The following is an 11,350-nucleotide window of genomic DNA, read 5'->3' on the forward strand; positions in this document are numbered from 1 at the left end:
CGCGCGAACGGCGGAAAACGCGGCGGCGTCGACTAAAATTCTGCTTCCATTTCTTGCAAACGGCTTCCGGATTCCTTCGAAGCCTTACTGCGCAAAAGTATCGAACATGAATCCAGGCGTCGTCTACGCATTCCTGGCCTTTGCCATCTGGGGCCTTTTTCCGATCTATTTCAAAACGCTCCATTCGATCGGCGCGGTCGAAATGCTGTCGCACCGCATGGCGTGGTCGATGCTCTTTCTGCTCGTCGTGCTGACGGTGCGGCGTCAATGGCAATGGCTCGGGCCGGTGTTGCGCGACAAGCGCCTGCTCGCGCGCTTCGCGGCGAGCGCGGTGCTGCTGTCGGCGAACTGGGGCATCTACATCTGGGCGGTGAACGACGGACGCATCGTCGAGGCGAGTCTCGGCTACTTCATCAATCCGCTCGTCAACGTGCTGTTCGGCATGGCGTTCCTGCACGAGCGCTTGCGGCCGGTGCAGTGGATCGCGGTGATCGTCGCGGCGCTGGGCGTCGTGTGGCTCACGTGGGCCAACGGCGCGCCGCCGTGGATCAGCTTCGCGCTCGCGCTCACGTTCGGCGGCTACGGCCTCTTGCGCAAGACCGCGACGCTCGGCGCGCTCGAAGGCCTCACGCTCGAAACCATGCTGCTGTGCCCGGTCGCGCTGCTCTATCTCTTCTTGCTGAATACGCATGGCGGAAGCGGATTTGCGCATGCGTCGATTGGCGTGAAGCTGCTGCTCGCCGCGGCGGGGCCCGTCACCGCCGTGCCGCTGCTCCTGTTCGCGGCCGGCGCGCGCCGCATTCCGCTTTCGATGCTCGGACTCATCCAGTACATCACGCCGACGCTGCAACTTTTGATCGGCGTGGTGCTGTATCGCGAGGCGTTCGGGCACGACCAGTTGATCGGCTACGGCGCGATCTGGGCCGCGCTCGCGCTGTATTCGCTCGAAGGCATCTACCGGGCGCGCTACGCGCGAGCCTGAACGCAACCCGCGAATTTAGCGCTGGGCGTCGCCCCAGCGATATTCGACCGTCAGATCGTCGAGCTTCGCCTTGATCTCGGGATCGAGCGGCTGATCGACGGCGGCGAGCGTGTCGTCGAGTTGCTCGGGCCGGCTCGCACCGATGATCGCCGACGTCACCGCCGGATTCTCCAGCACCCAAGCGAGCGACGTGCTCGCGAGCGATCGTCCGGTCGGCGCGACGGTTGCCTTCAGCTTTTCGATGGTCTGGAACTCGCGCTCGTGCCAGTAGCGCTCCTGATACATCTCGCCCGCCTTGCCGACCGTCGCGGTGAAGCGGCCATCGGAAGGCGCGGCGTCGTGACGATGCTTGCCCGTCAGCAAGCCGCCCGCGAGCGGGTTGTACGGAATGACGGCGAGTCCTTCCTCGGAGGCGAGCGGCAGCAGCTCGCGCTCGATCTGCCGGAACAGCAGGTTGTAGCGCGGCTGCACGGAAACGAAGCGCGCGGTGCGCAATACGTCCGCGCGGCCGAGCGCACGCGCGAGCCGGTACGCCAGAAAATTCGACACGCCGATATAGCGCGCCTTGCCGTGCCGCACGATGACATCGAGTGCTTCGAGCGTCTCGTCGAGCGGCGTGTCGCGGTCGTCCATGTGAAGCTGATACAGATCGACGTAATCGGTATTCAGCCGCTTGAGCGATGCATCGATCGCGTCGAGCAGATGCTTGCGCGACGCGCCCTTGTTCCACGCGAGCGGCCCCATCACGCCGACGGCCTTCGTCGCGAGAATGAAACGGTCGCGCTTGCCCGCGAGCCAGCGCCCGACGATTTCCTCCGTGCGCCCGACGATGTCGTGCGTGCCGCCGAGCGGATAGACGTCGGCGGTATCGATGAAATTGACGCCCGCATCGCTCGCGCGGTCCATGATGGCGCGCGAGACGTTTTCGTCCGTTTGCAGGCCGAAGGTCATGGTGCCGAGCGTGAGACGCGATACGGTTAAGCCGGTGCTGCCGAATTTGCGGTATTGCACGGTTGCGCTCCAGAGAGGGAAGGGCCGACGATACCCGGCAGAATAGCGCCGATGCCGCGCGCCTGCCGAAGCGGTCTAACGCGGTCGATTAAGGGCTAACGCGCCGCCGATGCCTGCGCGGCCGCGCGCGGCGCGGAATCCAGCCGGCGGAACACGACGCCCGACAGCAGCGTCACCACGCCCATGCACACGAAGCTCAGCCGGAAACCGACGGACGCCGAGCCGAACTGTCCTTCGAACACTTGCACGAGCAATCCGCCGATCGACACGCCAAGGCCGATGGCGAGCATCTGCACCATCGAGAAGAGGCTGTTGCCGCTGCCCGCGTCCTTGCTGGACAAGCCTTTGAGCGTGACGCTGTTCATCGCGGCGAACTGCATCGAATTGCATGCGCCGAACAACACGAGAATCGCGATCTCGACGGCGAGCGGCAACGACGGCGAGAACGCCGCGAACGCGACGATCGCCGCGCCGACGAGCGCCGTGTTCACGAGCAGGAAGTTGTCGTAGCCATAACGGCTGACGAGCCGCGCGATCCAGCGCTTCGAGAGCGTGCCGGCAATCGCGATGGGCAGCATCATCATGCCGGAGTGCAGCGGGCTGTAGCCGAGTTCGAGCTGCATCATGAGCGGCAACAGGAACGGCACGGCGCTCGACCCGATGCGGCACAGCAGATTGCCGACGAGTCCCACGCTGAAATTCGGCTCGCGAAAGAGCGCGAGATGAAAGAGCGGATTGCGCCGATGCCGCGCATACGGCACATAGGCGAACGCGGAAACGGCGGCCACGGCGAAGAGCGCCGCCGACACCGCGCCGCGATGCGTCTCGACGGGAGAATCGAGCGCGAGCGAAAACGACACCATGCACAGCGACAGCAATCCGCAGCCGATGAAGTCGAAGGGCGGCGCATCGTGCGCCGTGTCGTTCGGCAGGAAGCGATGCACCGCATACAGTCCGACCGCGCCGATCGGCACATTGATCAGAAAGATCCAGTGCCATGTGAACGACTGCACGAACCAGCCGCCGAGCGTCGGGCCGAGAATGGGGCCGACCTGTCCGGCGACGGAGATCATCGCGAGCGCGGAGACGTACGCTTCGCCGCTGACGGCGCGCAGAATCGCGAGCCGGCCGATGGGCAGCAGCATCGACCCGCCGACGCCTTGCAGCACGCGCGCCCAGACGAGCTGGTCGAGCGAATGCGCCATCGCGCAGGTCAGCGATCCGATGACGAACAGGCTGATGGACACGAGATACACGAGCCGCGTGCCGAAGCGGTCCGCGAGCCAGCCGGAGGCGGGCGTGAGCAGCGCCATCGTCAGCGTGTAGGCGACGACGATCGCCTGCATCGCGAGCGGCGCGGCGTGCAGGTCGCGCGCGATGGAAGGCAGCGCCGTGTTGACGATCGTCGTATCGAGCGCCTGCATGAAAAAGCCCACGGCGACGATCCACAAAAGCGCCGTGTGCGAAGACTGTCTGGTCATGAAATCCAATGGTGAGAGCGCCGCTGATACCGGTTCCAGCACGCATGATGAAATTCTAATGACGCCACGCGTTATCGGGAAGCCCGCTAACCGCATTGACTGCGATCGGCAACGCCGATCACAATGCCGCATGCTCAATCCGATCTGGCTGAACACCTTCGCGACGGTGGCCGCGTCGCACAGTTTCACGGACGCGGGGCGGCAGCTCGGGCTGCGGCAGTCGAGCGTCTCCGAGCATATTCGACGCCTGGAAGAGAGCGTCGGCCGGCGGCTGCTCGTGCGCGACACGCATTCGCTCGCGCTCACCGCCGACGGCGAAGCCATGCTCGTCCACGCCCGCGTGATTCTCGAAGCGATGTCGCATGCCGAGTCGCAGTTCAGTTCGCGCAAGCTGCGCGGACGCGTGCGCCTCGGCTCGTCCGACGATCTCGCGCTCGGGCCGCTGCCGAGCGTGCTCGCCGCGTTTCGCGACACGCATCCGGACGTGGAACTGGAAATCACCATCGGGATGACGGGGCGGCTTTATCAACTGGTCGATTCCGGCGAACTGGATCTCGCGGTCGGCAAGCGAAGACTCGGCGATGCGCGCGGCACGCGGCTTTTCAGCGGGCGGCTGGAATGGCTCGCGAAGCCGGGCACCGTCGTCGACACGAGCCTGCCGCTGCCGCTCATTCTCGTCGCGGAGCCGAGCGTCACGCGCGCCGTCGTGCTCGATTCGCTCGCCATGAGCGGCGCGCGCTGGCAGATGGTCTGCACGAGCAGCAGTCACGCGGGCTGTATCGCGGCGGCGCGCGGCGGCCTCGGGCTCACGGTGCGCTCGCATTTCCTGGCGGGACGCGGACTCGCGCCGCCTGAGAATCGCGCGGATTTGCCGGAATTGCCGGAAGTGGAGTTCATCGCGTTCGGGGCGAAGCATTTGAGCCGGCCCGCCGAAACGCTGCTGCAACTTCTGCAGGACAGCGACCTGCGCGGCGAATGGGACGGCGAATAACGCAAACGACGCGCGCGCGGCGCGGCATGCCGTCTGCTCACGCCCGGTTGTGCCGCTGCAACGCCGGACGGCGGCTCCGAATGGCTATCGCCGATCGCTTCTTATATATTGAGCGGCCATCGAAGTATCCAGTCCAACCCGTGTTCCCCATACGCCGTTTCCTATCGTCCGATGCCTGGCGCCGGTTGCCCTTCGCGTGCCGCGCGCTTCTGATCGCGCTCGCCGCGCTGATGCCGCTCGCGAACGCGCACGCGGCCGCCTACGTCACGAAGCATTGCGACGATCTCGCCGGCAAGACGGTGCCCGCATCGGTCATCGGCTTGCCGACGCGCGGCGCGCTGATCGCGACGGCGTCGGTGGTGAAGGCCGTGGCGCCGGGCAATCGCAACGGCGAATATTGCCGCATCACGGGCATCATCAAGGCGCTGCAGGACACCACGCCCGACATTCGCTTCGAAGTGAACCTGCCGAGCCGATGGAACGGCCGCGCGCTGCAGATGGGCGGCGGCGGCTACAACGGCGTGCTCGTTTCCGGTACGCAGCCGATGCCGTTCGCGCCCGACTCGACGCCGCTCGCGCGCGGCTACGCGACATTCGGCTCGGATTCGGGCCACGTCGGCAATTCGGGACGCGCGGACTTCGCGGTGAACGACGAAGCCATCGTCAATTTCGGCTTCGCGCATCTCAAGAAAACGCGTGACGTGGCGCTCGCGCTCATCCAGATGGGCTACGGGCGCATGCCTGACAAGACGTATTTCGCGGGCGGCTCGACGGGCGGCCGCGAAGGTTTCACCGTCATCGAACGCTTTCCGAACGATTACGACGGCGTGATCGCCAACGCGCCCGCGATCAACTTTTCGGGCGTGCGGCTCTTCGGCGTGAAAGTCGGGCAGGCGTCGTATGCGAAACCGGGCGGCTTCGTCGGGATCGCGCAGCAGCGGCGCGTGTTCGACACCGTCATGCACGAATGCGACCGGCTCGACGGTCTCGCGGACGGCATCGTCGGGAACGTGGAGGCGTGCCGCAAGCTGGAGCCGCAGATCGTCGCGTCGCTGCGATGCGCGAACGGGCAGCGTCCGTCCCTGCGCGACAGTTGCCTCTCCGATGCGCAGCTCGACACGCTCGAACTGCTGCGCGACGGTTTGTCGATGCCTTACCCGCTCGCGTACGGCGTCGAAGATTACCCCGGCTACAACGTGTTCCAGGGCGTCGATTTCACGGGCATGCTCGGCCTCGGCGATTCGCCCACGCTCGTCACGCCGCCGACTTTCGCGGCGAACGGCTATCTCTTCGCTCAGGGCGACGCGTACATCCGCCACTTCGTCACGCGCGATCCGAACTTCAACGCGCTCGCGTTCGACATCGACAATCCCGCGCATTTCCGGCAGCGGCTCATCACGCTCTCGTACACCGTCGGCGCGATGAACCCGGATTTCTCCGCGTTCATCGCGCACGGCGGCAAGCTCGTCGCCATGCACGGCCTCGCCGACGAAGTCATCAGCCCGAACCAGACGATCGCGTTTTATCGCGGATTGATCGAGCATTACGGGCAGGACACCGTCGATTCGTTCATGCGGCTTTACATGGTGCCGGGCTTCCAGCACGGCAACGGCGTGTTCATTCCCGCATGGGACGAACTCGGCGCGCTCGACGACTGGGTGACGAACGGCGTCGCGCCCGAAACGCTCATCGGCAGCGACATCGCGCCCGCCACCAACGGACGCACGCGGCCCATCTGCCGGTATCCGGGCTATCCGCGTTACGTCGGCAAAGGCAACGTCAATCTCGCCACGAGCTTTCGATGCGTCGCGCCATGAGCGCCGGCCATTTCATATCGCATTGACGGAGCGCGGGAAGAAGCGCGCGAACATGCGCGTCCACGCGGGCCGCTCCCGCGCCTTGCGATACGACGTCACCGAGACTTCGACCGCGTGATCGCAGTCCGACGACAGCCACACGCGTTCGCCGCGCACGAGACGCAGCACGTCGCCGGGCTGCATCCAGTAGTCGTAGGGATCGCGATGACGCGTGAGCCACACCGATGCCTTCCCGATGCGCAACTCCGCATCGCGCGATACACGCCATGACACGGTCCGGCGCGCGGCCACTTCGAAATACACGACCACGCGCGCGCCGCGGCATTCCACTTTCGACAGCTCTTCCATCCTGCTCTCCATGATGTGAGCCGAAGACGGAGGGCCACGCACGCATCAAAACAAAAGGCCCCGTCTTGCGGCGGGGCCTTCGGAATCGATTCTGCCAGCTTTGCTTCTCTCTTCGCTAGCGCACACGCTCTCCCGATGACCCGCCATACATGGCGTTCATTGGGTTTTTATTCGCGGCGATGGCGAGGAGAAGGGCTGCGTGCATGTCGTGCAGTATCGAGGCGAACGAACAGCGTTGTCAATAACGAGATGCCGTTCGCCTCGACGCGACGTTGCGTTATGCGCCGGTATAGCCCAGCGGCTTCGTCGCGTTCTTCTTCGCGACATCCGCATTCACCGACACGACGTATTGCGGCGATTCCGTCAACGTGAGCGTGACGACACCGTTCGTGTACGGCGCGCTCGATACGTTGCCCATCGCGTCGATGAGTTGCACGGTGCCGCTCGTGCCGGCTGCATCGACATTGAGCTTGTACGGCGTGCTGTACGTCGCGCTGAACGCACCGCTCGATGCCGGCCAAACCGCGTTATTGTGCGTCCACAGCGCGGTGATGACCTTGCCGTTGCCGCGCTGCTGGAACGCATACGCATACACGCCGGACGGCAGGTTGTTCACCGGGCCGAGCGTGGTCGTGCCGTCGAGCACGCGCGTCATCGCGGCGACGGCCATCGCGGCCGGCTTCGGGCTGATGTTCGTCGTGCCGAACGCAGCTTGCGGATGATCGAGATCGAAGAACGTGCCGTAACCCGGCTCGCCGGGGAAGTCCGGGCCGAAGAACACGTAGGTCTGGTCCGCGCCTTCGCCGAGCAGGATGATGTGCGTGCGCGCGACGACCGCGCCTTGCGCGAACAGCACGTTCGGCGTCGGATAGTTCGGACCGTAATTCGAGCCGATGTCGTAGCTGATGCCCGTCTCCGTGACGAACAGCTTCATGTTCGGCTTGTAGTCCTTCGCCATTTCCGCGCGCAGATTACGCATTTCGTTGAGCAGCGAGTTGGCGGCATCGGCGGCGTTCGCGTCGGTGTGATGGCGCTCCGGCGGATGCGACGGCGACGTGCCCGCATCGTAATAACCGTGCGTCGCGATGCCGTCGAGATAATGCGCGAGTCCGAGCGGCGCGAGGCGCTTCAGGCGATCCGTCGTGAGCGACGGGAACGGCTCGGCCGGTCCCATCACGACCGCGTGCGGATCCTTCGAATGCAGCCCTTGATACGCCGCCTTGTACAGCGCGACGAAGTTCGCGTCCGTGTCCTTCCACAGAATGTACGGCTCCCACGTGACCTGATAGTAGTTCGCGGACATCGTCGGGTAATAGCGCGCGCGGATCGCTTCCGTTTCCTGGCCGACGCGCGACAGATAATCCGCGAAATACGACGGATCGCTCGGCAGATAGCCGTAATCCGGGCTCAGGCCGTGCGCGCTCGCCCAGCCGGGAATGCCGTCGAGACGCACGAGGCGCATGACCTTGCCCGACGTATAGAACGGATCGAGATTGTTCGCGGCCGGGTTGAACGTGTTGCGGCCGTTCGGCTCCATGACCGACATCTGGCGATCGTCGATGGTGGACGAAATGCCGAGCGCGGCGAGCATCGTGCCGTTGTCGTTGAAGCCCTGCATGCCGAAGCGATGCTGCTCCTGTTTCGCATACGTGACGGCCGGAATGACGCTGCCGAGATTCGGCAGCACGCCGAACGTGGCGATGCCGTTCGGGCGCGTGCCCGCTGTCTGCACCTGGCCGCCGTGATTGACGAACGTGGCGGAGACGGCGAAGTAACCGGCGATCGTCGACGAACAGGTGAGGGTGGTTTTCGTGGCGGCGGCGGGCGCGGCGAAGCTGCCGCTCGCGACCGTCTTGCCGAGCGCATCGGCGATGCTCCATTTGAGCGTATCGGCGCTGCCGGGGCGCGTGGTCACCGCGACCTGGAACTTCGTGCCGGCGGGATACATGCGGGAACCATCGGTGCTCGGGGTATCGACGGTGATCTGTCCGCTGCCGCCCGACGCCGCCGCCGTCACGGGCGACGCGCATGTCAGCGCGGGTCGGGCCGCCGCGTCGACGACGGAAGCGGGCGTGAAGGAATCGTCGGCGCCACCGCCGCAACCGGCGAGCGCAAGGACGAGCGTGGAAAGCAGAAACGGGTTTTTCTTCATTGTTCGATTAGGTCAACTAACGACGCATTCAGGAGATTCGCATCGGGAAACGGCGGGAAGTAGCAGAAATCGCAGCACGAGAAACGACGGAATCCGGTGGACCCGGTCATTTTTTCCTGCCGGGCAGCGGGCGATCAGACGATTTCGGGCAGATACTACATACGATTTCCGTAACTTGCACGCAACGTCGCGTAACGCAATGTAACGTCCGACAAATGACCATTATTGTCATACGAATTTTTCCGGATTGCCGTGCGCGCCGCGACGGTTTAACTTGGGGCGCACCAACACCTCGAAAGGAGACCGCCGTGGCTTTTCTGTTGCTCATCGTCGAACCGGTCGAACAGCGCGCGGCGCGATCGCCGGAAGAAGGGCGCGAGGCGTATCGGCAGATGGGGGAATTCGCCGATGCATTGACCGCGCGCGGCGTGTTGCGCGCGTGCGAATCGCTGACGTCGCTGAGGGATGCGTCGCGTGTGTCGCGTGCCGATGGCAACGCGCGAATCATCGACGGACCGTTTGCCGAAGCCAAGGAAATGATCGGCGGCTTCTTTCTGCTCGACTGCGAGACGCACGCCGAAGCCGTCGCGATCGCCGCCGAATGTCCGGCCGCGGCGTGGTGCACGGTCGAAGTCCGCAAGGTCGGGCCGTGTTATTTGTGATGCGGCGTCGATTCGGGCGCGCGCCGAACGTCGTCATCGAAGAAACTGCAAAGAAACCTAAAAGAGAAGGAATCGCACCATGCACAAGCAAATCTTCGTGAATCTGCCGGTACACGATCTCAAGCAATCGATGACGTTCTTCAAGGCGCTCGGTCTCGGCTTCGATCCCGCGTTCACGAATGACGATGCCGCGTGTCTCGTCATCGGCGAAAACATCTTCGCGATGCTGCTGACCACGCCGTTTTTCCAGACCTTCACCGACAAGACGCTGATCGACGCGCACACGCAGGTCCAGACGCTCGTGTGCCTGTCGTGCGAGAGCAGGGCGGAAGTGGACGATCTCGTCGCGAAGGCGATCGCCGCGGGCGGGCGCGCGCCGCGTCCGCCGCAGGATCATGGCTTCATGTACGGCCATGCGTTCGAGGACCTGGACGGCCACATCTGGGAACTCGTGCACATGGCGCCGGAAGCCGCGTGAGCGCAGCCTTCGACGACCGCGAAGCCGCGACGCGGCGGACCATCGACGCGGTGTGGCGCATCGAGGCCGCGAAGGTGATCGCGAGCGTGGCGCGCGTGGTGCGCGACGTCGCGCTGGCGGAAGAGCTGGCGCAGGACGCGTTCGTCGCGGCGCTCGAGCACTGGAGCCGCGAGGGCGTGCCGGACAAGCCGGGAGCGTGGCTCATGACGACCGCGAAGAACAAGGCGCTGGACCGTCTGCGGCAGCACGCGCTGCACGCGCGCAAGCACGAGGAATTGGGCCGCGATCTGGACGCGCAGGAGAGGCACATCACCCCCGATTTCGTCGATGCCCTCGATGCCGCGCGCGAAGACGATATCGGCGACGATCTGCTTCGGCTCGTGTTCACGGCGTGCCATCCGGTGCTGTCGCTGGACGCGCGCGTCGCGTTGACTTTGCGGCTGCTCGGCGGCCTCACGACGGACGAAATCGCGCGCGCGTTTCTCGTGCCGGAACCGACGATCGCGCAGCGCATCGTGCGTGCGAAGCGGACGTTGTCGGCGGCTCGCGTCGCGTTCGAAGCGCCCAAGGCCGATGAACGCGCGGCGCGGCTCGCGTCGGTGCTCGAAGTCGTCTACCTGATTTTCAACGAAGGCTATTCCGCGACCGCCGGCGCCGACTGGATGCGTCCCGCGCTATGCGACGACGCGCTGCGGCTCGGCCGCATCCTCGCCGAACTGACGCCCGAGGACAGCGAAGTGCATGGGCTCGTCGCGTTGATGGAGATACAGGCCTCGCGGATGAAGGCGCGCGTCGATGCCGACGGACGTCCGGTGCTGCTGCCGGATCAGGATCGCAGCCGATGGGATCCGCTTCTGATCCAGCGCGGGCTGGCCGCGTTGAAGCGGGCCGAATCGCTGGGCGGTGCGCGTGGCGTCTATGCGCTGCAGGCGGCGCTCGCGGCATGTCACGCGCGCGCGCCGACCGCCGCGGATACCGACTGGCGGATGATCGTCGCAATCTACGACGTGCTGATGGAGGTTGCACCGACGCCGGTCGTCGCGCTTAACCGGGCCGTGGCGGTGAGCATGGCGTTCGGGCCGCAGGCGGCGCTGGATATCGTCGATCGGCTGCGCGATGAAAATGCGCTGCGAAACTATCACTGGTTGCCGGGCGTGCGCGCGGATTTGCTGGCGCGCGTCGGGCGCAAGGATGAGGCGCGCGAGGAGTTTCTTCGGGCGGCGGAATTAGCGAGGAATGCGAGGGAGCGGGAGTTTTTGTTGGGGCGTGCTGGGGAGTTGGGGTGATCGTCTGCATGCGCGCTCATAATTTGACATAAGATAAATTAGCGCATTTTTAGTATGTAGCGGCCATATCCTAATGTCGTGTTCTGGCTATTTACAGATGTCGGGTTTTGACTCGGTGGCAAGCTGGCAGCGGATCGTTCAG

The 11,350-nt window shown here is 64.9% G+C and carries 10 protein-coding genes; 6 read left to right on the plus strand and 4 right to left on the minus strand.

Annotated elements, in window-relative coordinates:
• Positions 1 to 106: 106 nt before the first annotated feature.
• Complete coding sequence (rarD, locus tag NCR39_RS07020) at positions 107 to 982, plus strand: EamA family transporter RarD (protein WP_040048475.1); 876 nt, start codon at positions 107 to 109, stop codon at positions 980 to 982.
• Between the two features lie 15 nt (positions 983 to 997).
• Here rarD and NCR39_RS07025 read toward each other — a convergent pair whose 3' ends face one another.
• Entirely contained in the window at positions 998 to 1,993 is a 996-nt protein-coding gene (locus NCR39_RS07025) for an aldo/keto reductase (protein ID WP_250451543.1), read from the minus strand.
• Between the two features lie 95 nt (positions 1,994 to 2,088).
• Positions 2,089 to 3,474, minus strand: a complete 1,386-nt coding sequence (locus tag NCR39_RS07030) for a DHA2 family efflux MFS transporter permease subunit (protein WP_250451544.1) — start codon at positions 3,472 to 3,474, stop codon at positions 2,089 to 2,091.
• A 130-nt stretch (positions 3,475 to 3,604) separates the two neighbouring features.
• Between NCR39_RS07030 and NCR39_RS07035 the strand changes: the two genes are divergently transcribed.
• A complete protein-coding gene (locus tag NCR39_RS07035; RefSeq protein ID WP_250451545.1) occupies positions 3,605 to 4,465 on the plus strand; it encodes a LysR family transcriptional regulator in 861 nt (286 codons plus the stop codon).
• A gap of 230 nt (positions 4,466 to 4,695) precedes the next feature.
• Positions 4,696 to 6,282 carry a tannase/feruloyl esterase family alpha/beta hydrolase gene (locus NCR39_RS07040; RefSeq protein ID WP_250451559.1) on the plus strand — a complete coding sequence of 529 codons (1,587 nt, stop codon included), beginning with the start codon at positions 4,696 to 4,698 and terminating at the stop codon, positions 6,280 to 6,282.
• Positions 6,283 to 6,294: 12 nt separating this feature from the next.
• Here the strand turns inward: NCR39_RS07040 and NCR39_RS07045 are convergent, their stop codons facing one another.
• Together NCR39_RS07045 and NCR39_RS07050 are read right to left on the minus strand one after the other, a co-directional pair.
• Positions 6,295 to 6,630, minus strand: a complete 336-nt coding sequence (locus NCR39_RS07045; RefSeq protein WP_250451546.1) for a DUF2917 domain-containing protein — start codon at positions 6,628 to 6,630, stop codon at positions 6,295 to 6,297.
• A 277-nt stretch (positions 6,631 to 6,907) separates the two neighbouring features.
• On the minus strand, positions 6,908 to 8,782 hold the full coding sequence (locus NCR39_RS07050; RefSeq protein ID WP_250451547.1) for a hypothetical protein: 1,875 nt from the start codon (positions 8,780 to 8,782) through the stop codon (positions 6,908 to 6,910).
• Between the two features lie 308 nt (positions 8,783 to 9,090).
• Here NCR39_RS07050 and NCR39_RS07055 point away from each other — a divergent pair, with 308 nt between their 5' ends.
• The 3 genes from NCR39_RS07055 (at position 9,091) to NCR39_RS07065 (ending at position 11,208) form a co-directional block, all read left to right on the plus strand.
• Complete coding sequence (locus tag NCR39_RS07055) at positions 9,091 to 9,444, plus strand: YciI family protein (RefSeq protein ID WP_250451548.1); 354 nt, start codon at positions 9,091 to 9,093, stop codon at positions 9,442 to 9,444.
• Between the two features lie 79 nt (positions 9,445 to 9,523).
• A complete protein-coding gene (locus NCR39_RS07060; protein ID WP_250451549.1) occupies positions 9,524 to 9,922 on the plus strand; it encodes a VOC family protein in 399 nt (132 codons plus the stop codon).
• Positions 9,919 to 11,208: an RNA polymerase sigma factor gene (locus NCR39_RS07065; RefSeq protein ID WP_250451550.1), complete on the plus strand. Its 1,290-nt coding sequence runs from the start codon at positions 9,919 to 9,921 to the stop codon at positions 11,206 to 11,208. The genes NCR39_RS07060 and NCR39_RS07065 overlap by 4 nt, the downstream gene beginning before the upstream one ends.
• The last annotated feature ends 142 nt before the right edge of the window (positions 11,209 to 11,350 follow it).

The sequence above is a fragment of the Caballeronia sp. ATUFL_M2_KS44 genome (assembly GCF_023630965.1).
Classification (GTDB): Bacteria; Pseudomonadota; Gammaproteobacteria; order Burkholderiales; family Burkholderiaceae; genus Caballeronia; species Caballeronia concitans.

Bases quoted from the DNA above. Each gene is read 5' to 3' on its own strand.
- rarD (WP_040048475.1), top strand. From the start codon at position 107: ATGAATCCAGGCGTCGTCTACGCATTCCTGGCCTTTGCCATCTGGGGC.
- NCR39_RS07030 (WP_250451544.1), bottom strand. From the start codon at position 3,474: ATGACCAGACAGTCTTCGCACACGGCGCTTTTGTGGATCGTCGCCGTG.
- NCR39_RS07035 (WP_250451545.1), top strand. From the start codon at position 3,605: ATGCTCAATCCGATCTGGCTGAACACCTTCGCGACGGTGGCCGCGTCG.
- NCR39_RS07040 (WP_250451559.1), top strand. From the start codon at position 4,696: ATGCCGCTCGCGAACGCGCACGCGGCCGCCTACGTCACGAAGCATTGC.
- NCR39_RS07045 (WP_250451546.1), bottom strand. From the start codon at position 6,630: ATGGAAGAGCTGTCGAAAGTGGAATGCCGCGGCGCGCGCGTGGTCGTG.
- NCR39_RS07050 (WP_250451547.1), bottom strand. From the start codon at position 8,782: ATGAAGAAAAACCCGTTTCTGCTTTCCACGCTCGTCCTTGCGCTCGCC.
- NCR39_RS07060 (WP_250451549.1), top strand. From the start codon at position 9,524: ATGCACAAGCAAATCTTCGTGAATCTGCCGGTACACGATCTCAAGCAA.